Source organism: Pseudomonas putida (assembly GCF_050990305.1).
Taxonomy (GTDB): Bacteria; Pseudomonadota; Gammaproteobacteria; order Pseudomonadales; family Pseudomonadaceae; genus Aquipseudomonas; species Aquipseudomonas putida_AH.
In genome coordinates, this window is the sequence record NZ_CP158817.1 from 2350557 (window position 1) to 2371807 (window position 21251).

The 21251-nt window shown below is 60.0% G+C and carries 18 protein-coding genes; all 18 read right to left on the minus strand.

Annotated elements, in window-relative coordinates:
- Entirely contained in the window at positions 1-504 is a 504-nt protein-coding gene (nuoJ, locus tag ABTV22_RS10880; RefSeq protein ID WP_085718312.1) for an NADH-quinone oxidoreductase subunit J, read from the minus strand.
- 9 nt (positions 505-513) lie between these two features.
- Positions 514-1059: an NADH-quinone oxidoreductase subunit NuoI gene (nuoI, locus tag ABTV22_RS10885; protein ID WP_178132024.1), complete on the minus strand. Its 546-nt coding sequence runs from the start codon at positions 1057-1059 to the stop codon at positions 514-516.
- A 12-nt stretch (positions 1060-1071) separates the two neighbouring features.
- A complete protein-coding gene (gene nuoH, locus ABTV22_RS10890) occupies positions 1072-2079 on the minus strand; it encodes an NADH-quinone oxidoreductase subunit NuoH (protein WP_433740078.1) in 1008 nt (335 codons plus the stop codon).
- On the minus strand, positions 2076-4790 hold the full coding sequence (gene nuoG / locus ABTV22_RS10895; protein WP_433740080.1) for an NADH-quinone oxidoreductase subunit NuoG: 2715 nt from the start codon (positions 4788-4790) through the stop codon (positions 2076-2078). The genes nuoH and nuoG overlap by 4 nt, the downstream gene beginning before the upstream one ends.
- A 136-nt stretch (positions 4791-4926) precedes the next feature.
- Complete coding sequence (nuoF, locus tag ABTV22_RS10900) at positions 4927-6282, minus strand: NADH-quinone oxidoreductase subunit NuoF (protein WP_433740082.1); 1356 nt, start codon at positions 6280-6282, stop codon at positions 4927-4929.
- Complete coding sequence (nuoE, locus tag ABTV22_RS10905; protein ID WP_008020715.1) at positions 6279-6776, minus strand: NADH-quinone oxidoreductase subunit NuoE; 498 nt, start codon at positions 6774-6776, stop codon at positions 6279-6281. The genes nuoF and nuoE overlap by 4 nt, the downstream gene beginning before the upstream one ends.
- Positions 6777-6778: 2 nt before the next feature.
- The gene (gene nuoC, locus ABTV22_RS10910; protein ID WP_433740085.1) at positions 6779-8563 is read right to left on the minus strand and encodes an NADH-quinone oxidoreductase subunit C/D; all 1785 of its coding nucleotides are present in this window, start codon (positions 8561-8563) and stop codon (positions 6779-6781) included.
- 72 nt (positions 8564-8635) lie between these two features.
- Entirely contained in the window at positions 8636-9310 is a 675-nt protein-coding gene (locus ABTV22_RS10915; RefSeq protein ID WP_433740087.1) for a NuoB/complex I 20 kDa subunit family protein, read from the minus strand.
- A 10-nt stretch (positions 9311-9320) separates the two neighbouring features.
- Positions 9321-9734: an NADH-quinone oxidoreductase subunit A gene (locus ABTV22_RS10920; RefSeq protein ID WP_003223812.1), complete on the minus strand. Its 414-nt coding sequence runs from the start codon at positions 9732-9734 to the stop codon at positions 9321-9323.
- Positions 9735-10293: 559 nt separating this feature from the next.
- Positions 10294-11619 carry an isocitrate lyase gene (aceA, locus tag ABTV22_RS10925; protein ID WP_433740089.1) on the minus strand — a complete coding sequence of 442 codons (1326 nt, stop codon included), beginning with the start codon at positions 11617-11619 and terminating at the stop codon, positions 10294-10296.
- A 474-nt stretch (positions 11620-12093) separates the two neighbouring features.
- Complete coding sequence (locus tag ABTV22_RS10930) at positions 12094-12855, minus strand: secretin N-terminal domain-containing protein (protein WP_433740091.1); 762 nt, start codon at positions 12853-12855, stop codon at positions 12094-12096.
- A 314-nt stretch (positions 12856-13169) separates the two neighbouring features.
- The gene (locus ABTV22_RS10935; protein ID WP_433740093.1) at positions 13170-13595 is read right to left on the minus strand and encodes a GNAT family N-acetyltransferase; all 426 of its coding nucleotides are present in this window, start codon (positions 13593-13595) and stop codon (positions 13170-13172) included.
- Positions 13588-14757 carry a JmjC domain-containing protein gene (locus tag ABTV22_RS10940; protein WP_433740095.1) on the minus strand — a complete coding sequence of 390 codons (1170 nt, stop codon included), beginning with the start codon at positions 14755-14757 and terminating at the stop codon, positions 13588-13590. Before ABTV22_RS10940 ends, ABTV22_RS10935 begins: the two co-directional genes overlap by 8 nt.
- 86 nt (positions 14758-14843) lie before the next feature.
- Positions 14844-16214 carry an adenylosuccinate lyase gene (gene purB / locus ABTV22_RS10945; protein WP_433740097.1) on the minus strand — a complete coding sequence of 457 codons (1371 nt, stop codon included), beginning with the start codon at positions 16212-16214 and terminating at the stop codon, positions 14844-14846.
- 127 nt (positions 16215-16341) lie between these two features.
- The gene (gene hflD, locus ABTV22_RS10950; protein ID WP_433740099.1) at positions 16342-16965 is read right to left on the minus strand and encodes a high frequency lysogenization protein HflD; all 624 of its coding nucleotides are present in this window, start codon (positions 16963-16965) and stop codon (positions 16342-16344) included.
- A complete protein-coding gene (gene mnmA, locus ABTV22_RS10955; protein WP_433740101.1) occupies positions 16962-18095 on the minus strand; it encodes a tRNA 2-thiouridine(34) synthase MnmA in 1134 nt (377 codons plus the stop codon). Before mnmA ends, hflD begins: the two co-directional genes overlap by 4 nt.
- Positions 18096-18154: 59 nt before the next feature.
- Positions 18155-18601, minus strand: a complete 447-nt coding sequence (locus tag ABTV22_RS10960) for an NUDIX hydrolase (protein ID WP_433740103.1) — start codon at positions 18599-18601, stop codon at positions 18155-18157.
- Positions 18602-18796: 195 nt separating this feature from the next.
- The gene (locus ABTV22_RS10965) at positions 18797-21022 is read right to left on the minus strand and encodes an NADP-dependent isocitrate dehydrogenase (RefSeq protein ID WP_433740105.1); all 2226 of its coding nucleotides are present in this window, start codon (positions 21020-21022) and stop codon (positions 18797-18799) included.
- Positions 21023-21251: the final 229 nt, after the last annotated feature.

Below are 21251 nucleotides of genomic sequence, written 5' to 3' on the forward strand. Positions count from 1 at the left end.
TCATTGCTCCTTGGCTTCGTTGCGGCCCAAGTGGAACGCCGTGACGGCTGCAGCGAGCAGCAGCATCGAGGCGAGTTCGACCACCAGCAGGTACGGACCGAACAGGCTGATGCCCACGGCCTTGGCGTCTACGGTGGTGTGGCCGACGGCTTGGCCGCTCTGGTGGGAGAACAGCACATACAGCAGTTCAACCAGCAGCAAGGCCGCGAGCGCGACCGGGCCGCCCCAGATACCGGGTTTGAGCCAGACGCGCTCTTGCTGAACCGAGGCCGGGCCCAGGTTCAGCATCATCACCACGAACACGAACAGCACCATGATGGCGCCAGCGTAGGCGATCACTTCCAGGACACCGGCGAACGGTGCGCCGAGGGCGAAGAACGTCATCGCCACGGCAATCAGCGAAATGATCAGGTAGAGCAGGGCGTGCACAGGGTTGGTGTTGGTGATCACGCGAAGCGTGGACACAACCGCGATACCCGATGCGAAATAGAAAGCGAATTCCATCTTTCTTCCTTAAGGCAGCAAGCTCTTCACGTTGATCGGTTCGGCTTCATTCTGCGCGGAGCCTTTCGGCTTACCGGCAATGGCCATACCTGCAACACGATAGAAGTTGTAATCAGGGTTTTTGCCGGGGCCGGAGATCAGCAGATCTTCTTTCTCGTACACCAGGTCCTGACGTTTGAACTCGGCCATTTCGAAATCCGGTGTCAGCTGGATCGCGGTGGTCGGGCAGGCTTCCTCGCAGAGGCCGCAGAAAATGCAGCGCGAGAAGTTGATGCGGAAGAAGTCCGGGTACCAGCGACCGTCTTCGGTTTCAGCTTTCTGCAGCGAGATGCAACCGACCGGGCAAGCCACGGCGCACAGGTTGCAGGCTACGCAGCGCTCTTCACCGTCGGGGTCGCGGGTCAGGACGATACGGCCACGGTAGCGCGGCGGCAGGTAGACCGGTTCTTCCGGGTACTGCAGCGTGTCGCGCTTGCGGAAGGCGTGGCCGAAAATCATCACCAGGCTGCGAAGCTGGGTGTAGAGGCCATGCACGATGTCAAATATGTACTTCATGATTCTCTATCCTCACTGAGCCGCGACGGCGGGCGTGTTGAGCAACACGATCGCAGCGGTCACCAGCATGTTGACGAGGGTCAGCGGCAGGCAGAACTTCCAGCTGAAATCCATCACTTGGTCATAACGTGGGCGCGGAATCGAAGCGCGCAACAGGATGAACATCATGATGAAGAAAGCGGTTTTCAGTGCGAACCAGATGAACGGGATCTGCGGCAGGATGCCGAACGGACCGTGCCAGCCACCGAAGAACAAGGTCACCAGCAGCGCCGAAATCAACACGATGCCGATGTACTCGCCGACGAAGAACATGCCCCATTTCATGCCGGCGTATTCAATGTGGTAACCGTCGGCCAGTTCCTGTTCCGCTTCCGGCTGGTCGAACGGGTGACGGTGAGTCACGGCGACGCCAGCGATGAAGAAGGTCAGGAAACCGAAGATCTGCGGAATGATGAACCACAGGTTCTGGGCTTGATACTCGACGATGTCGCGCATGTTGAACGAGCCGACCTGGATCACGATGCCCATCAGCGACAGGCCCATGAACACTTCGTACGACACGGTCTGAGCCGACGCCCGCAGGCTGCCGAGCAGGGCGAACTTGTTGTTACTCGACCAACCGGCGAACAGCACCGCGTAGACCGAAAGGCCCGCCATGGCGAAGAAGAACAGGATGCCGATGTTGATGTCCGCCACGCCCCAGGTCGGGGTGATCGGGATGATCGCGAAGGCAATCAGCAGGGCGCTCATGGCGACTACCGGTGCCAGGGTGAAGATCATCTTGTCGGCGAATGGAGGCGTCCAGTCTTCCTTGAAGAACATCTTGATCATGTCGGCGGCGATCTGGAACGCACCGAACGGACCGACACGGTTCGGACCGTAACGGTCCTGCCAGAGGGCGAGCAGACGACGCTCGACCCAGCTGAGCAGGGCGCCGCAGATCACCACGGCCAGCAGGATCACCACGGCCTTGAGGATCGCGATGATGATGTCGATCACTTCAGGAGTGAACCAGGTCATTGAGCTGCCTCCTGCAGACCGTCAACGGATTTGCCAAAGATTGCCGGTGGAATGCCGGCGATGCCCGCAGGCAGTGCCACAAGACCTGCGCCCAGCTCTTCGTTGATGCGCAGCGGCAGACGCAGGGTCTGGCCCGCCACGTTCAAGCTCAGCATGGCACCGTCGTTGACACCCAGGCGGTCGGCTTCGGACTTGGCCAGAGCGACGTAGGCAGCTGGAATGCGTTCCTGGACCGGCGCGGCTTTCGAAGAGTTTTCTTCGCTGCCGAACAGGTGGAAGAACGGCACGGCCTGCCAGGTGCCTGGAGCCGGGTTGAACGCGCGTGGAACAGCGGCAAACCAGTTCAGCGAGTCACCGGTGCTTTCGATCAGGCGGGTGCCCGGGTCGCCAGCGCGGATGTGACCACCGACTTCGTCCTGGAACTTGTTCCAGGCTTGCGGCGAGTTCCAGCCCGGAGACCAGGCGAATGGCACTTGCTGACGCGGTTCTGCCGAGCCCGAGTAACCTTCCATGGAGAAGGCGAACGCGGTGTCTTTGTCCTGCGGGGTACGCGGTTCGTGCACGCTGATGTCGGCGCGCATGGCGGTACGACCGGAGTAGCGCAGCGGTTCACGAGCCAGTTTCATGCCTTTGATGCGGAACGCGGCGGACGGTGCGGCGTCGACGATGCCGGCCAGTTGCGCGGTGCTCGAAGCCACGGCAGCGGTGACATGGTCCAGTTGCGTCCAGTCGATCGGCTTGTTCAGCAAGGTCGCACGCAGGGCATGCAGCCAGCGCCAGCCTTCGTGGACCAGGATGCTGGCGTCCATGTATTGCGGGTCGAAGACCTGGAAGAAGCGCTGGGCGCGGCCTTCCTGGCTCACCAGGGTACCGTCGCCTTCGGCGAAGCTGGCGGCTGGCAGGAGCAGGTGCGCGCGATCGCTGGTGGCGGTCTTTTGGTGGTCAGCCACGATCACCACTTTCGCGGCAGTCAGGGCGGCATCGACACGGGCTTTGTCGGTACGGGTGTACAGATCGTTTTCCAGCACGACGACGGCGTCGGCTTTACCATCGATCACGGCCTGCAGCGCAGCGTCGACCGATTCGCCACCGAGCATGGCAAGGCCCAGGCTGTTGGCCTCTGGCACGATCAGGCTGATCGAACCGTTCTTCTCGCGCAGCTTCAGGGCCTTGGCGATGTTCGCGGCGGCTTCGATCAAGGCTTTGGAGCCCAGGGACGTACCGGCGATGATCAGTGGGCGCTTGGCCGCGAGCAGGGCGTCGGCGATGCGCTTGGCAAGCTCCTGGGCTTCAGCGTCCAGGCCTTCAACGGCTGGTGCGCTGGCGTCGAGGGCGTGAGCCACGGCGAAACCGATGCGGGCCAGGTCGTCGGGAGCGGCGTGAACGCACTCTTCGGCGATGTCGTCGAGCTTGGTTTCAGCCAGGCTGGCGATGAACAGCGGGTTCAGCGCGTGCTGACCGATGTTCTTCACCGCGGCGTCAAGCCAAGGCTGGACGCGCATGGCGTCGGCCATGTCTTCAGCTTTACCTTTGACCGACTGACGCAGGGCCAGGGCCATACGGGCGGCAGTTTGGGTCAGGTCTTCACCGAGGACGAACACAGCGTCGTGGTCTTCGATGTCGCGCATGTTCGGCACAGGCAGCGGGCTGTCTTTCAGAACCTGCAGTACCAGACGGATGCGTTCCAGCTCGGAGGCTTCGATACCGGAGTAGAAGTGCTCGGCGCCGACCAGTTCGCGCAACGCGTAGTTGCTTTCGAGGCTGGCGCGTGGCGAACCGATACCGACGATGTTGCGACCGCGCAGCAGGTCGGCGGCTTTATCCAGTGCTTCGTCGAGGCTCAGCTTGGCGCCGTTGGCCAGCAGCGGCTGACGCGGACGGTCCTTGCGGTTGACGTAGCCATAGCCGAAACGGCCACGGTCGCACAGGAAGTACTGGTTCACCGAACCGTTGTAGCGGTTCTCGATGCGACGCAGTTCGCCGTAACGTTCGCCCGGGGAGATGTTGCAACCGCTGGAGCAGCCATGGCAGATGCTCGGTGAGAACTGCATGTCCCACTTGCGGTTGTAGCGCTCGGAGTGAGTCTTGTCGGTGAACACACCGGTCGGGCAGACCTCGGTGAGGTTGCCGGAGAACTCGCTTTCCAGGGTGCCGTCTTCAACGCGACCGAAATACACGTTGTCGTGGGCGCCGAATACGCCCAGGTCGGTGCCGCCGGCGTAATCCTTATAGAAGCGCACGCAGCGGTAGCAAGCGATGCAGCGGTTCATTTCGTGGGAAATGAACGGGCCCAGTTGCTGGTTCTGGTGGGTACGCTTGGTGAAGCGATAACGGCGCTCGTTGTGGCCGGTCATCACCGTCATGTCTTGCAGGTGGCAGTGACCACCTTCCTCACAGACCGGGCAGTCGTGAGGGTGGTTGGTCATCAGCCATTCAACGACGCTGGCGCGGAAGGCCTTGGATTCTTCATCGTCGATGGAGATCCAGGTGTTGTCGGTGGCAGGGGTCATGCAGGACATGACGATACGACCACGGGTGTCGTTTTCGTCGGTGTACTGCTTGACCGCGCATTGGCGGCAAGCGCCAACGCTGCCCAGGGCAGGGTGCCAGCAGAAATACGGAATATCGAGGCCTAGCGACAGACATGCCTGTAACAGGTTGTCTGCCCCGTCGACTTCGAGCGCTTTGCCGTCTACGTGGATAGTGGCCATGGTTCAAAGTTCTTCGTTGGCCCGGTGTCAGCGGGCGTGGCTAATGGAATCTTGTCATCCGTGCGAATCAACACAGCCGGTGAAGGCGTCATCGCACGAAAAGCGAAGGGCACGGACCCTTCGCTTCTTTAAGCGTTTACGCGCCGACTACGATCGGCTTTGCCAGAGGCGGGACGGCGGCGCTGGTAGGCGCGATGCCGGCTTCGAACTCGTGGCGGAAGTATTTGATTGCGCTGCCCAACGGCTCCACGGCGCCCGGTGCGTGAGCACAGAAGGTCTTGCCTGGGCCGAGGAAGTTCACCAGACCCAGCAGGGTCTCGATGTCGCCGGCTTGCCCTTGACCGTTCTCGATCGCCATCAGGAGCTTGACGCTCCATGGCAAACCGTCACGGCAAGGGGTGCAGAAACCACAGGACTCGCGAGCGAAGAACTGTTCCATGTTGCGCAGCAGGGACACCATGTTGATGCTGTCGTCCACCGCCATGGCCAGGCCGGTACCCATACGGGTGCCCACTTTGGCGATGCCGCCGGCATACATTTGTGCATCCAGGTGTTCCGGCAACAGGAAGCCGGTACCGGCGCCGCCGGGCTGCCAGGCCTTGAGCTGGTAACCGTCGCGCATGCCGCCGGCGTAGTCTTCGAACAGCTCGCGACCGGTGACGCCGAACGGCAGTTCCCACAGGCCCGGGTTCTTGACCTTGCCGGAGAAGCCCATGAGCTTGGTGCCCATGTCTTCACTGCCTTCGCGAGCCAACGATTTGTACCAGTCCACGCCGTCGGCGATGATCGCCGGGACGTTGCACAGGGTTTCGACGTTGTTCACGCAGGTCGGCTTGCCCCACACGCCAACGGCGGCAGGGAAGGGCGGCTTGGAGCGCGGGTTGGCGCGGCGGCCTTCGAGGGAGTTGATCAGTGCGGTTTCTTCACCGCAAATGTAACGCCCGGCGCCGGTGTGGACGAACAGCTCGAAATCGAAACCGCTGCCCAGGATGTTCTTGCCCAAAAGACCGGCTGCCTTGGCTTCTTCCACGGCACGGTTCAAGTGCTTGGCGGCGGTGGTGTACTCGCCACGCAGGAAGATGTAGCCACGGTAGGTTTTCAGCGCGCGGGCACTGATCAGCATGCCTTCGATCAGCAGATGGGGCAGTTGCTCCATCAGCATGCGGTCTTTCCAGGTGTTGGGCTCCATTTCATCCGCGTTGCACAGCAGGTAACGGATGTTGATGGATTCGTCTTTGGGCATCAGCCCCCACTTCACGCCCGTGGGGAAGCCTGCACCGCCACGACCCTTGAGGCCGGAGTCTTTCACGGTCTGGACGATGTCGTCCTGGGCCATGTCGGCGAAGGCCTTGCGCGCAGCAGCGTAACCGTTCTTGGCCTGGTACTCGTCGAGCCAGACGGCTTCGCCGTCATCACGCAGGCGCCAGGTGAGCGGGTGAGTCTCGGCCGAACGCTTGATGCGGTTGGCAGGACCGAAGGAAGTCAGGGTCATACGTAGCCCTCGAGCAATTTGGCAACGCCGGCAGGCTGCACGTCGCCGAACGTGTCGTCGTCGATCATCAGCGCTGGTGCCTTGTCGCAGTTGCCGAGGCAGCAGACCGGCAACAGGGTGAAGCGACCGTCGGCGGTGGTCTGGCCCAGGCCGATGCCCAGCTTGCTCTGGATTTCGCTGACCACGGACTCGTGGCCGCCGATGTAGCAGACCATGCTGTCGCAGACGCGAATGATGTGACGACCCACCGGCTGACGGAAGATCTGACTATAGAAGGTCGCCACGCCTTCGACGTCGCTGGCCGGGATGCCGAGGATTTCGCCGATGGCGTACAGGGCGCCGTCCGGCACCCAGCCACGTTCCTTCTGGACGATCTTCAGGGCTTCGATGGACGCCGCGCGCGGGTCTTCGTAGTGATGCAGCTCGTGCTCGATGGCCGAGCGCTCGGTTTCACTCAGGGTGAAACGGTCTGTCTGGATAAGCGTGCTGTTCATGCTTAGCGGTCCACGTCGGCCATAACGAAATCGATACTACCCAGGTACGCGATCAAGTCCGCGACCATGCTGCCTTTGATCACCGAAGGGATCTGCTGCAGGTGGGCGAAGCTTGGGGTACGGATCCGGGTGCGGTAGCTCATGGTGCCGCCATCGCTCGTCAGGTAATAACTGTTGATGCCCTTGGTCGCTTCGATCATCTGGAAGGATTCGTTGGCCGGCATGACCGGGCCCCACGAAACTTGCAGGAAGTGCGTGATCAAGGTTTCGATGTGCTGCAGGGTGCGCTCTTTCGGCGGCGGCGTGGTCAGCGGGTGATCCGCCTTGTACGGGCCTTCCGGCATGTTGCGCAGGCACTGGTCGATGATCCGGATGCTCTGGCGCATTTCTTCCACGCGCACAATGCAACGGTCGTAGGCATCGCCATTGGCCGCCAGCGGCACTTCGAATTCGAAGTTCTCGTAGCCCGAGTATGGACGCGCTTTACGCAGGTCGAAGTCGCAACCGGTCGAACGCAGGCCCGCACCGGTGACGCCCCATTCCAGGGCTTGCTTGGTGTTGTAGTCGGCGACGCCGATGGTCCGGCCGCGCAGGATGCTGTTGTCCAGGGCGGCTTTCTGGTATTCGTCCAGACGCTTTGGCATCCACTCGACGAAGTCCTTGACCAGCTTTTCCCAGCCGCGTGGCAGGTCGTGGGCGACACCGCCGATGCGGTACCAGGCCGGGTGCAGACGGAAACCGGTGATGGCTTCGATCACGGTGTAGGCGCGCTGACGGTCGGTAAAGGTGAAGAACACCGGGGTCATGGCGCCAACGTCCTGGATGTAGGTACCCAGGAACAGCAGGTGGCTGGTGATCCGGAAGAACTCGGCCATCATGATGCGGATGACGTCGACTTTCTCCGGCACCTTGATGCCGGCCAGCTTCTCGACCGAGAGCACGTACGGCAGGTTGTTCATCACGCCGCCGAGGTAGTCGATACGGTCGGTGTACGGGATGAAGCTGTGCCAGGACTGACGCTCGGCCATCTTCTCGGCGCCACGGTGGTGGTAGCCGATGTCCGGGACGCAGTCGACGATCTCTTCACCGTCCAGCTGCAGGATGATGCGGAACGCACCGTGCGCCGAAGGGTGGTTGGGACCCAGGTTGAGGAACATGTAGTCCTCGTTCGGGCCGGAACGCTTCATGCCCCAGTCTTCCGGCTTGAAACGCGCGGCTTCTTCCTCGAGCTGTTGCTTGGCCAGGGTCAGGCTGAACGGGTCGAACTCGGTGGCGCGGGCCGGGAAGTCCTTGCGCAGCGGGTGACCTTCCCAGGTCGGCGGCATCATGATGCGCGACAGGTGCGGGTGACCTTTGAAGTCGATGCCGTACATGTCCCAGACTTCACGCTCGTACCAGTTGGCGTTCGGCCAGATGCTGGTGACGGAAGGCAGGCTGAGGTCGCTCTCGGACAAGGCGACCTTGATCATGACGTCACTATTACGTTCGATCGACATCAGGTGATAGAACACGGAGAAGTCGACGCCGTTGGGCAGCCCTTGACGCTTGGTGCGCAGACGCTCGTCCACGCCGTGCAGGTCATAGAGCATGACGTACGGCTTGGGCAGGTTGCGCAGGAAGGTCAGGACTTCGACGAGTTTGGCGCGGGCAACCCAAAGCACCGGCATGCCGGTGCGGGTAGGCTGGGCGGTGAATGCCTCGGGGCCAAAACGGTTGTTCAGTTCGACGACCACATCCTGGTCGTCTGCCTTGTAAGGCGGGATGTACAGAGCACTGCCTGTAGTCATGGTTATTTATCGCTTTCGGTCAACGTAAAGAATGAAGCCAGTTTTTCGTTTCTTTGAAACAGCGGAACTGGATCAGACTTCGTCGGGGCTGCGCAGGTTGGTCACCTGAATACGCTGTTCGCGGCGCTTTTCCTTTTCAGAAGGCATCTCGGCGCGATACACGCCTTGATCGCCAACGACCCAGGAAAGTGGGCGACGCTCCTGGCCAATCGACTCCTGCAACAGCATCAGGCCTTGCAGGAAAGCTTCAGGGCGAGGCGGGCAGCCAGGCACGTAGACGTCCACGGGCAGGAACTTGTCCACCCCTTGAACGACGGAGTAGATGTCGTACATGCCACCGGAGTTGGCACACGAACCCATGGAGATGACCCACTTCGGCTCGAGCATTTGCTCGTAGAGACGCTGGATGATCGGCGCCATCTTGACGAAGCAGGTACCGGCGATAACCATGAAATCCGCCTGGCGCGGTGATGCCCGGATAACTTCGGCGCCAAAGCGCGCGATGTCGTGGGGCGCCGTGAAGGCGGTGGTCATTTCCACGTAGCAGCACGAAAGACCGAAGTTATACGGCCACAGAGAGTTCTTGCGCCCCCAGTTGATCGTGCCGTTAAGCACGTCTTCGAGCTTGCCCATGAAAATGTTTTTGTGGACTTGATCTTCTAACGGATCGGAAACGGTTTCCCGTTGGCCAATCGGATACTGCTCGTTAGGAGCATCGGGGTCGATCCTGGTGAGATTGTATTGCATTGCCAAAGCCTCATTGTTTCAGCTTCGCTTGCCGCTTGCGCCGAGCTTCCGGAGCCCAATCAAGGGCGCCCACTCGGAATAGGTAGACAAGACCTGCCAACAGAATTGCTATGAAAACGAGAGCTTCGACGAATCCGGTCCAGCCGCTTTCGCGGACGGACACAGACCAGGCAAAGAGAAAGAGGGCTTCGATATCGAAGATCACGAAGAGCATCGCGACCAGATAGAATTTGGCTGAGAGCCGCAAGCGGGCGCCACCTGTAGGTAGCATGCCGGACTCGAACGGTTCGTTTTTGCTGCGGCCCCAGGCTTTTGACCCGAGGAGGCTGGAGACGCCGAGCATGAAGGCACAGAGGCCGACAACGCCCAGAAGGAAAATGGCAAAGCCCCAGTTGTGGGCCATGAGTCCTGTCGCTTCGGGCATGCTGGTAATCCTTAACAGAGAGCAAAGGTCTCTGAGCTTGAAAAAGAAACAAAGCAGTGACGATATGTCGCAGCAATCAATCCCGCTGATTTTATGGCTAAACACCCGGCAAGTAAAATTCCTATAGCGAAATTATTTATAGGAATAAGGACATAGCGAGCCTGCGAAGCCCTGTAGCCCATGCGTTGCGGGCATTAGCCGGCTTTTCGGGAATTATGTTTTGTAGGGAATGTAACGAACATAGTTGCAGCTAAATGATAATCAATATTGTTTGTGGTGGTTTTCAAACTGCTTATCCCTCGGGTACTCGGGAAGTTGTCTTATATGGGCATTACTTTAGGAGCTGACGAGTGAAACGAGGCTGCGATCTTTTGATCTTGCTTCTAAGAAAAATCAAAAGATCGCAGCCTCGTTTCACTCGTCAGCTCCTACAGAGTTTTGTGGTGTTTGTTGAGTCGCAGGCAAAAAAACGCCCCGAACCAGTCGGGGCGTCAGATGTGCGGCACTGCGGTTAGCTTTCTATTCAGTCCGCAGCGGCCGTTGACTCAGATGAAGAGAATCAGTGGAACTGTTCTTCTTCAGTCGAACCGGTCAGCGCGGTTACCGAGGACGAGCCACCCTGGATTACGGTGGTCATGTCGTCGAAGTAGCCGGTGCCCACTTCCTGCTGGTGAGCCACGAAGGTGTAGCCCTTGGCGGCGTCAGCGAACTCTTGCTCTTGCAGCTTCACGTAGGCAGTCATGTCGTTGCGGGCGTAGTCGTGCGCCAGGTTGAACATGCTGTGCCACATGTTGTGAATGCCGGCCAGGGTGATGAACTGGTGCTTGTAACCCATGGCGGACAATTCGCGCTGGAACTTGGCGATGGTCGCGTCGTCCAGGTTTTTCTTCCAGTTGAAGGAAGGCGAGCAGTTGTAGGACAGGATCTGGTCCGGGTATTCCTTCTTGATCGCTTCGGCGAAACGACGAGCTTCTTCCAGATCAGGCTTGGCGGTTTCGCACCAGATCAGGTCGGCGTACGGCGCGTAGGCCAGGCCGCGAGCGATCGCCTGGTCCAGGCCGGCGCGCACTTTGTAGAAGCCTTCCTGGGTACGTTCGCCAGTCACGAATGGCTGGTCGTACGGGTCGCAGTCGCTGGTCAGCAGGTCAGCGGCGTTGGCATCGGTACGGGCCAGGATGATGGTCGGTACGCCAGCAACGTCGGCCGCCAGGCGGGCAGCGGTCAGCTTCTGTACGGCTTCCTGGGTAGGAACCAGTACCTTGCCGCCCATGTGGCCGCATTTTTTCACGGAAGCCAGTTGGTCTTCGAAGTGAACGCCGGCGGCGCCTGCTTCGATCATGCTCTTCATCAGCTCGTAGGCGTTCAGTACGCCGCCGAAACCGGCTTCGGCGTCAGCCACGATTGGTGCGAAGTAGTCGATGTAGCCTTCATCGCCCGGGCCTTTACCGGCTTTCCACTGGATCTGGTCAGCACGACGGAACGAGTTGTTGATGCGCTTGACCACGGTTGGAACCGAGTCCACCGGGTACAGCGACTGATCTGGGTACATCGATTCGGCGGAGTTGTTGTCCGCAGCCACTTGCCAGCCCGACAGGTAGATGGCCTGGATGCCGGCTTTGACTTGTTGTACAGCCTGGCCACCGGTCAGGGCGCCCATGCAGTTGACGAAATCTTTCTCTGGGCGGAAGGCTGGCTTGGCACCCTGGGTGACCAGGTTCCACAGCTTCTCGGCGCCCATTTTTGCAAAGGTGTGCTCAGGTTGAACCGAGCCACGCAGACGGACGACGTCAGCAGCGGAGTAAGTGCGTGTCACGCCTTTCCAGCGCGGGTTTTCAGCCCAGTCTTTTTCGAGGGCTGCAATTTGCTGTTCGCGTGTCAGTGCCATGGAGATAAACCTCGTCGCGTCTTTATGAAAAGTTGTTCTGCGGTGGAATATTCGTGCGCTCGCTGACCAGAGACTAGGAAGCTCAAGTCGGTTCGGCGGGGGAGGCGACGGGGTGAACGATGGGCTCGAGGGGAAGTGAGCAGGTAAAGGCGAAACTGCGGGCGCATTCGGGCGTCGTGGGCCTTGGTACGAACATCAGTGTGGTGCCGGGTTACCTAATTACGCTTCCGTCCCTCGGGACAACTTCGTTCCAGTCGACAACCTCGTCAAACACACCTTGTGGGCGGTACAGACACGAAGCGGTTCGCGGGGGTAGGTGCGAACATCGCCTCGAAGGCCCTTGCCAGGGCCCCTGATTAGCGGGAGCGAGGCCATCATGCCTTCGCTTTTTTGACTCGTCAAACGTTTTGTAGTGCTTTTTTTCAAGCACTACATCTTTGGTCTAATACGACTCGGTAGTCAGTATTCGGTGACTCAGTCCAAGGTGTCGACTTTCACGCGCAACGTCATGTCGTTCCGGCTTTGAGTTGAGTAAGTGCGGCTAAGGCCTTGTTTGTCGGCTTGAGTCTGGCCATTCACCCCGGCCAGCAGGATCCACTCGCCCAGGCGGCCCGTGACGGTTGTGTCGGTACTTTGTACGTTCACTACATCGGGACGTTCCTGGCTCATGCGGTCATGGTTGGTACTGATCGACAGGTGAACGATCTCGCCAGTGACGCTGGCAGTGACGTAGAAGCCCTGGGTGACGTTGCGGTATTGGGTCTGGTTGCTGTAACCGCCATAGGAGTCGCTCTGGCTGCTGGTGATTGGCACGCTCTGACCGACCTGGATCAGGGCCGGCATACCATCGGTGGCCTGGATTTGCTGGATGCCGCCGTCACGGCTATCGGTGCTGTGGCTGATGATGCGGGTCTGGCTCGGCTTGGCGCCGTTCACGGAGTATCCCTGATCGCCCTGAGTGTTATTTTCGTTGGTGTCGACGGTGATCAGCAGGCGCTTGGGGGCGGTGTCTAGTTGACTCAAAAGCGCCTTAAGTTCGTCGATTTTGCGTTGATCGGCGTTTACGATGAGTTGATTGCCATAAGCGCTGACCTGGCCATCCTTGCCGATGAACTCCTGTGCCACCGGCAACATATCGGCACTGGTGTGGTAGTTCAGTGGCACGATTTCGGTGGCCGCCATGACTGAAAAACTGCATGCCACCAGCAGTGTGGTGAGCAGGGTGCGTAGGGACATTTCCGTTATCTCCGACTTCGAATTCTTGATCTGTAGGAGCGAGCATGCTCGCTCCTACAGGTGAATGTGCTGATAGTGTCAGTTTGTCGGCCTGTATTGGGGCTAGTTGAATCCTAGACAGCAAAACGCCCCGGCATTTGAAAATGACGGGGCGTTTTGTGGTGTGTTTCACAGCCTTTGTGGCGAGGGGATTTATCCCCGTTGGGCAGCGCAGCGGCCCCAAGACGTGCTACCTCAGTGTCTCAGGCATACCGCATGCACAGGGTTTTCGACTGCTACGCAGCCGAGCGGGGATGAATCCCCTCGCCACAGGGTCAGGCCGAATGGCGCACCATGTCCACATGGGGAATCCCTGCTTCCAGAAATTCCTCACTGACCATGCAAAAGCCCAGGCGCTCATAAAACGCCGTGGCTTGAACCTGGGCGCTGAGCATCTGCTGCTTCAGTCCGCGCTTCTCGGCTTCGTCGATCACCGCGTGCATCAGCGCATCGCCGACCTTCAGGCCGCGCCAGTCCTTGAGGACCGACACTCGGCCGACATGGCCGTCAGGCAGCAGGCGTGCAGTACCGATCGGGAAATCGCCTTCGAGAGCGAGGAAGTGCACGGCAGTCACGTCGTCGGCATCCCATTCCAGTTCTGGCGGAACGGACTGCTCGGCGACAAACACCGCTTCACGAATGCGCCGGATCTCGGCGTTGTCCTTTTGCCAGTCTGCGACACGTACGTGAATTTTATTCATCGGCAAACCCCAGGCTTCCTTGCTTGACCAGTTCGCACAGCAGGCCACGTCCGTCTTCATCGCTCAACCATGGGCCGAGGTTGTCGGCATGGAGTGCATCGGCGGCGCAGATCATCTTCAGCAGTTCGCGCAACTTGCCCGGCAAGTAACGGCTCTGGCCGCTGGCGAACAGCAGCAGGTCGTCATCGACTTCCGACCAGGCCAGGCGTGCGCTCGGGTTGCGGATCAGTACCGCGCCTTGTTCCAGGGCACCGAGGACATCCTCTTCTTCGAGGTCTTCAGGGCCGACCACCAGTTCCGGATAGCGCGGCTCGGTCATGAATTGGCCGAACCAGGTCAGCAGCAAGCGCTCGTCGCTCATGTGCTCGGCCAGCAGGTTCTTCAGGCGATCAAGGGCGTCGCGCTGGATCTGGTGCGGGTCGGCTGCAGGCTGGGCGTCGGCGTCGGTGTAGCGCTCTTCGTCCGACAGGAACTGGCTGAGGAAGTCGGTGAAGTGGGTCAGCACTTCGGAGGCGCTTGGCGCGCGAAAGCCCACGGAGTAGGTCAGGCAGTCATCGACCGCCACGCCACAGTGAGCCAGGCGTGGTGGCAGGTAGAGCATGTCGCCCGGTTCCAGTACCCATTCATCGGTGGCTTCGAATTCGGCCAGGATGCGCAGGTCGGCGTGCTGCAGCAGTGGGCTGTCGGTGTCGCACATCTGGCCGATTTTCCAGTTGCGCTTGCCGTGGCCTTGCAGCAGGAACACGTCGTAGTTGTCGAAGTGCGGGCCGACGCTGCCACCTGGAGCGGCGAAGCTGATCATCACGTCGTCGACGCGCCAGCTCGGCAGGAAGCGGAAGTTTTCCAGCAGCTCGCTGACTTCCGGCACGAACTGGTCGACCGCCTGCACCAGCAGAGTCCAGTCGCGCTCCGGCAATTTGCTGAATTCGTCTTCGGCGAACGGTCCGCGGCGCAACTCCCAAGGGCGCTCGCCGTTTTCGATCACCAGGCGCGATTCGACTTCTTCTTCCAGGGCCAGGCCGGCGAGCTCGTCGGCGTCGATCGGGCTTTCGAAATCAGGAATCGCCTGACGGATCAGCAGTGGCTTTTTCTGCCAGTAATCGCGCATGAACTCGCGCGCCGTAAGACCACCCAGAAGTTGAAGAGGAATATCGGGATTCATATGTAACCTATTGAAAAAAAGCATTTTTCAGACGGGAATAAAAACGCCCGGCGCGGCCGGGCGTCTCAAACGGGTCAAACAGTCGATCAGATGCGTTTTGCTTGCGCTACAGCGTTGCCGATGTAGTTGGCCGGAGTCAGTTGCTTGAGCTCGGCTTTCGCTTCGGCCGGCATTTCCAGGCCATCGATGAAAGTTTGCAGCGCTTGCGGGCTGATGCCCTTGCCGCGCGTCAATTCTTTGAGCTTCTCGTACGGGTTTTCGATGTTGTAGCGACGCATCACGGTCTGGATTGGCTCGGCCAGGACTTCCCAGCAGGCGTCCAGGTCGGCAGCAATTTTTTCAGCGTTGAGTTCGAGCTTGCTGATGCCTTTGAGGCTTGCTTCGTACGCGATCACGCTGTGGGCGAAGCCGACACCGAGGTTGCGCAGTACGGTGGAGTCGGTCAGGTCACGCTGCCAGCGAGAGATCGGCAGTTTGCTCGCCAGGTGCTGGAACAGTGCGTTGGCGATGCCCAGGTTGCCTTCGGAGTTTTCGAAGTCGATCGGGTTGACCTTGTGCGGCATGGTCGAGGAACCGATTTCGCCAGCGATGGTGCGCTGTTTGAAATAGCCCAGGGAGATGTAGCCCCAGATGTCGCGGTCGAAGTCGATCAGGATGGTGTTGAAGCGCGCGATCGCATCGAACAGCTCAGCGATGTAGTCGTGGGGTTCGATCTGCGTGGTGTACGGGTTGAAGGCCAGGCCCAGTTCGTCTTCGATGAAGGCGCGGGCGTTGGCTTCCCAGTCGATCTCAGGGTAGGCCGACAGGTGTGCGTTGTAGTTGCCGACAGCACCGTTGATCTTGCCCAGCAGCGGAACGGCGGCGACCTGGGCGATTTGACGCTCCAGACGGTAAACCACGTTCGCCAGCTCTTTGCCCAAGGTGGTTGGCGAAGCCGGTTGACCGTGGGTGCGCGACAGCATCGGCACGTCGGCGAAACGCAGGGCCAGTTCGCGGATGGCGTTGGCGGTCTGGCGCATCAGCGGCAGCATCACGTCATCACGGCCTTCGCGCAGCATCAGGGCGTGGGACAGGTTGTTGATGTCCTCGCTGGTGCAGGCAAAGTGGATGAATTCGCTGACCTTGGCCAGTTCCGGCAGTTTGGCCGCTTGCTCTTTGAGCAGGTATTCGATGGCTTTGACGTCGTGGTTGGTGGTGCGCTCGATCTCTTTGACACGCTCGGCGTGTTCCAGAGAGAAGTTTTCCGCCAGGGTGTTCAATACGGCGTTGGCTTCGGCGGAGAACGCCGGCACTTCGCTGATGGCAGGGTGAGCGGCCAGGCGCTGGAGCCAGCGCACTTCAACCAGAACGCGGGCACGGATCAGGCCGTACTCGCTGAAAATTGGGCGCAGGGCCTGGGTTTTGCCGGCGTAGCGGCCGTCAACAGGGGAAACCGCAGTGAGCGAAGAGAGCTGCATGGGGTGTTCTCGGACAGTCGGGCAACGAAATGGGGCGCGTATCATACATGAAAAAATCCGCGGGTCCGTTGCCAACTGACCAGCGTATTACGCGTTACTGACTACAAAATCGTGTAATTGACGCGCTTCAGCTACTGCGCATCAGCGGGTAAAGCTCTTTGAGCAATTTGCGGCGACTGATCACCAGCTGCCAGCGATGGCCACCCAATTGCCGCCACAGCCGTGCCGAGCGAATCCCGGCCAGCAACAGCGCGCGGATTTTCGAGGCATTGCTCGGTTGTTGCAGGTTGCGCATGTCGCCGTGGACCTGGATGCGTTGGCGCAGAGTGCTCAGTGTGTCCTGGTACAGCGCGCCGCACGCCGCGATGACGTTTTCGTGCGCGGGGCCGAAGTGTTCGACCTGGGACTGGATTTGCGGCAGGCGTTTGCCGATCACGTCCAACATGTCGTTACGCTTGGCCAGCTGACGCTCAAGACCCAGCATGGCCAGCGCGTAGCGCAGCGGCTCGCGCTGCAGGGCGCTCGGGTCGCGCTCGAGGGCGCCGATCAAGGCGCGGTAGCCTTCGTGCAGGTTGATGTCGTCGCCGCCGTACACTTCCAGCGTGTCCTTGGGGTCGCGGATCAACAGGCTGCCGAGCATGCACGTCAGACCGGCTTCGTTGGTCTGACCGGTCTTGGCGATCCTGTCGACCAGCACGGCGGCGAGAAACACGCCGCCCAGCGCTGTCAGTTGCTCCTGAATGGGGCTCATTGCTGCTGGCCTTTGCTGGTCCACGGCTCGGCGACTTCGATGACGCCGCCACCGAGGCAGATTTCACCGTCGTAGAACACCACGGACTGACCCGGCGTGACCGCGCGTTGCGGGTCATCGAAGGTGGCGCGATAGCCGGTGGCGGTCTTTTCCAGGGTGCAGGGCTGGTCGCTCTGGCGGTAGCGGACCTTGGCCGTCAGTTTGCGCGGCTGGCTCAGGTCGATCGGGTTGACCCAATAAATATCCGAGGCGAGCAGGGCGCGGGAGAACAGATACGGATGATCGTTACCCTGGCCAACGATCAGTTCGTTGTGCTCCAGGTCTTTGATCAATACGTACCACGGCTCGTCGCTCGCGTCTTTCAAACCGCCAATGCCAAGGCCCTGGCGCTGGCCGATGGTGTGGTACATCAAGCCGTGGTGGCGACCGATGACTTCGCCTTCGGTGGTTTTGATTTCGCCCGGTTGCGCTGGCAGGTACTGCTTGAGGAAATCGCTGAAGCGGCGCTCGCCGATAAAGCAGATCCCGGTGGAATCCTTTTTCTTTGCAGTGGCCAGTTCGTATTTCTCGGCAATCGCCCGCACCTGGGGTTTTTCCAGCTCGCCGACCGGGAACAGGGTCTTGGCGATCTGTTCGCCGCCGACGGCGTGCAGGAAGTAGCTCTGGTCCTTGTTCGGGTCCAGGCCTTTGAGCAGTTCGGTGCGACCGTCGATGTCACGCCGACGTACGTAGTGACCGGTGGCGATCAGGTCGGCACCGAGCATCATGGCGTAGTCGAGGAATGCCTTGAACTTGATCTCGCGGTTGCACAGGATGTCCGGGTTCGGCGTACGACCGGCCTTGTATTCGGCCAGGAAGTGCTCGAACACGTTGTCCCAGTACTCGGCGGCGAAATTGGCGGTGTGCAGCTTGATGCCAATCTTGTCGCACACGGCCTGGGCGTCCGCCAGGTCATCCATGGCGGTGCAGTATTCCGTTCCATCGTCTTCTTCCCAGTTCTTCATGAACAGGCCTTCCACCTCATAACCCTGCTCGATCAGCAGGAGGGCGGAAACGGAAGAGTCCACGCCGCCGGACATGCCGACAATGACGCGCTTCTTTTGTGTGTCAGAAGGGGCTGGATCACGCATAGGGATTCAATGAGTGTCTTGAAAAAGGACGCGATTCTAACAGGCTCGGGCCCGCAAGGCTAAAGAGAAGGACGGATCAGTTCGAGTCCGAAGTGTTTGCCGTCCAGATAATCATCGATGCAGCGGATGATCAGCTCACTGCGCCAGTTTGCGCGCTGTTGCATCAATTCGTCACGGGTCAGCCATCTGGCGCCGACGATGCCGTCGTCCAGTTGGTAATCGGGGTTGTGTTTCAAGGGCTTAGCGATGAAGCAGACCCGTTGGTAGGTCACGCCGTTGCTGGGTGCGGTATAGAGGTAGATGCCCAACACGCCGGTCGGCTCGACGTCCCAGCCGGTTTCTTCGAGGGTTTCGCGGATGGCGGCCTCGGTCAGGGTTTCGTCCGGGTCCAGATGGCCGGCGGGTTGGTTGAGCACGTTGCGACCGCCTTTGGATTCTTCAACCATCAGGAAGCGGCCGTTGTCTTCGACGATGGTGGCGACGGTGATGTGGGGTTGCCAGTCCATGAAATGCCCTCAAATGTTGAAATACCGAATCTGTAGGAGCCGGCTTGCTGGCGAATGCGGTGTATCAGCCAATAAAAGTGTTGAATGATGAGCCGCTATCGCCAGCAAGCTGGCACCTACAGGGTTGTGGTCGGCGTATTTCCACAAACAGAAACCCCGGCACGAAGGCCGGGGTTTCTTTACATCTTTACAGCCTTACACCAGCGCAGCAATCGCCGCGTTGAGCGTGGCGCTCGGGCGCATGGCCTTGCTGATCAGCTCGGCATTGGCGTGGTAGTAACCGCCGATGTCCACTGGCTTGCCTTGAACGGCGTTGAGTTCGGCAACGATGGTTGCTTCGTTCTCGGTCAGGGTCTTGGCCAGGGTCGCGAACTGCGCTTGCAGTGCAGTGTCTTCGGTCTGGGCGGCCAGGGCCTGAGCCCAGTACAGCGCCAGGTAGAAGTGGCTGCCGCGGTTGTCGATGTTGCCGACTTTGCGCGATGGCGACTTGTTGTTGTCCAGGAACAGGCCGGTGGCCTGGTCCAGGGTCTTGGACAGAACCAGCGCTTTCGGGTTGTTGTAGTTCACACCCAGGTGCTCAAGGGATGCGGCCAGGGCCAGGAACTCGCCCAGGGAATCCCAGCGCAGGAAGTTTTCTTCCAGCAGTTGCTGCACGTGCTTCGGAGCCGAACCGCCGGCGCCGGTTTCGAACAGGCCGCCACCGTTCATCAGTGGCACGATCGACAGCATCTTGGCGCTGGTGCCCAGTTCCATGATCGGGAACAGGTCGGTCAGGTAGTCGCGCAGTACGTTACCGGTTACCGAGATGGTGTCCTTGCCTTCGCGGGTGCGCTGCAGGGTGTACTTCATTGCATCGACTGGCGCCATGATCTGGATGTCCAGGCCGGCCGTGTCGTGATCCTTCAGGTAAGCCTGAACTTTCTCGATCACCACGCCGTCGTGGGCGCGCATTGGGTCGAGCCAGAAAATGGCTGGAGTGGCGCTTGCGCGAGCACGGTTGACGGCCAGTTTGACCCAATCCTGGATCGGCGCGTCCTTGGTCTGGCACATGCGGAAGATGTCGCCGGCTTCAACAGCCTGTTCCATCAGCACGGTGCCTTTGCTGTCGGTCACGCGAACCACGCCATCGGCCTTGATCTGGAAGGTCTTGTCGTGGGAGCCGTACTCTTCGGCTTTCTTCGCCATCAGGCCAACGTTTGGCACGCTGCCCATGGTGGTCGGATCGAAAGCGCCATTGGCTTTGCAGTCTTCGATCACGGCCTGGTAGATGGTGGCGTAGCAACGATCCGGGATCACAGCCTTGGTGTCGTGCAGCTGGCCGTCGGTGCCCCACATCTTGCCGGAGTCACGGATCATGGCTGGCATCGAGGCGTCGACGATGACGTCGCTCGGCACGTGCAGGTTGGTGATGCCCTTGTCGGAGTTGACCATCGCCAGCGACGGACGAGCGGCGTAAACCGCTTGAATGTCGGCTTCGATAGCTGCTTGTTGCTCGGCTGGCAGGGCCTTGATACGGGTGTACAGGTCGCCGATGCCGTTGTTCAGGTTGAAGCCGATCTGTGCCAGCACTTCTGCGTGCTTGGCCAGGGCGTCTTTATAGAACTCGGCAACGATCTGGCCGAACATGATCGGGTCGGAGACCTTCATCATGGTGGCTTTGAGGTGAACCGACAGCAACACGCCTTGTTGCTTGGCGCTTTCGATTTCGGCGGCGATGAACGCGCGCAGGGCGTTTTTGCTCATCACGGCGCAGTCGAGGATCTCGCCGGCCTGAACGCTGGTTTTTTCTTTCAGGACGGTGGTGGTGCCGTCTTGCGCGACCAGCTCGATCTTCACGGCGTCAGCGGCGTCGATCAGGGCGGCTTTTTCGCTGCCATAGAAATCGCCGGTGCTCATGTGCGCAACGTGAGACTTGGAGTCCGCAGCCCAGGCGCCCATTTTGTGCGGGTGCTTGCGTGCGTAGTTCTTGACCGACAGCGGCGCGCGACGGTCGGAGTTGCCTTCACGCAGAACCGGGTTCACGGCGCTGCCCTTGACCTTGTCGTAACGGGCCTTGGCTTCTTTGTCGGCGTCGCAGGTCACGGTTTCCGGGTAGTCCGGCAAGGCGTAGCCCTGGGCTTGCAGTTCTTTGATCGCGGCTTGCAGCTGCGGAACCGAGGCGCTGATGTTCGGCAGCTTGATGATGTTGGCTTCAGGCGTAACGGCCAGGTCGCCCAGTTCGGCGAGGTGGTCGGCTACGGCTTTGTCGCCCAGTTGCTCGGGGAAGCTGGCCAGGATGCGCCCTGCAAGAGAGATATCGCGGGTTTCAACGGCGATATCAGCCGAGGCGGTGAAGGCCTCTACGATAGGCAACAGTGAATAGGTGGCGAGGGCTGGGGCTTCGTCGGTGAAGGTATAGATGATCTTCGAGCGGGTGGGCATATTCGGATTAACTCTCTCTTCTTTGCTAAAGCGTGCGCAGAAACTCGAGGGGCGCCGGGTAAGCGCGTTCGTTCAAAGTCATCCATGAGTCGAATGTCGAGTTTTCTTCGCGGTGATGTTGGGTGCATCAGTAGAGCGTCAAGCAGTCGGACTGCGGTAACAGGCCGGCTTTTGGGCGGAAAGTCTCGGGCTACATTTGAGTAGCAGGGAGAGGTCGGCCGTCGTGACC

Bases quoted from the DNA above. Each gene is read 5' to 3' on its own strand.
- nuoI (WP_178132024.1), bottom strand. From the start codon at position 1,059: ATGAAGTACATATTTGACATCGTGCATGGCCTCTACACCCAGCTTCGC.
- nuoE (WP_008020715.1), bottom strand. From the start codon at position 6,776: ATGAACAGCACGCTTATCCAGACAGACCGTTTCACCCTGAGTGAAACC.
- ABTV22_RS10930 (WP_433740091.1), bottom strand. From the start codon at position 12,855: ATGTCCCTACGCACCCTGCTCACCACACTGCTGGTGGCATGCAGTTTT.
- ABTV22_RS10940 (WP_433740095.1), bottom strand. From the start codon at position 14,757: ATGAATCCCGATATTCCTCTTCAACTTCTGGGTGGTCTTACGGCGCGC.
- ABTV22_RS10935 (WP_433740093.1), bottom strand. From the start codon at position 13,595: ATGAATAAAATTCACGTACGTGTCGCAGACTGGCAAAAGGACAACGCC.
- nuoH (WP_433740078.1), bottom strand. From the start codon at position 2,079: ATGACCTGGTTCACTCCTGAAGTGATCGACATCATCATCGCGATCCTC.
- nuoJ (WP_085718312.1), bottom strand. From the start codon at position 504: ATGGAATTCGCTTTCTATTTCGCATCGGGTATCGCGGTTGTGTCCACG.
- ABTV22_RS10960 (WP_433740103.1), bottom strand. From the start codon at position 18,601: ATGGACTGGCAACCCCACATCACCGTCGCCACCATCGTCGAAGACAAC.
- hflD (WP_433740099.1), bottom strand. From the start codon at position 16,965: ATGAGCCCCATTCAGGAGCAACTGACAGCGCTGGGCGGCGTGTTTCTC.
- aceA (WP_433740089.1), bottom strand. From the start codon at position 11,619: ATGGCACTGACACGCGAACAGCAAATTGCAGCCCTCGAAAAAGACTGG.
- nuoC (WP_433740085.1), bottom strand. From the start codon at position 8,563: ATGACTACAGGCAGTGCTCTGTACATCCCGCCTTACAAGGCAGACGAC.
- ABTV22_RS10965 (WP_433740105.1), bottom strand. From the start codon at position 21,022: ATGCCCACCCGCTCGAAGATCATCTATACCTTCACCGACGAAGCCCCA.
- mnmA (WP_433740101.1), bottom strand. From the start codon at position 18,095: ATGCGTGATCCAGCCCCTTCTGACACACAAAAGAAGCGCGTCATTGTC.
- purB (WP_433740097.1), bottom strand. From the start codon at position 16,214: ATGCAGCTCTCTTCGCTCACTGCGGTTTCCCCTGTTGACGGCCGCTAC.
- ABTV22_RS10920 (WP_003223812.1), bottom strand. From the start codon at position 9,734: ATGCCCGAAGCGACAGGACTCATGGCCCACAACTGGGGCTTTGCCATT.
- nuoG (WP_433740080.1), bottom strand. From the start codon at position 4,790: ATGGCCACTATCCACGTAGACGGCAAAGCGCTCGAAGTCGACGGGGCA.
- nuoF (WP_433740082.1), bottom strand. From the start codon at position 6,282: ATGACCCTGACTTCCTTCGGTCCTGCCAACCGCATCAAGCGTTCGGCC.
- ABTV22_RS10915 (WP_433740087.1), bottom strand. From the start codon at position 9,310: ATGCAATACAATCTCACCAGGATCGACCCCGATGCTCCTAACGAGCAG.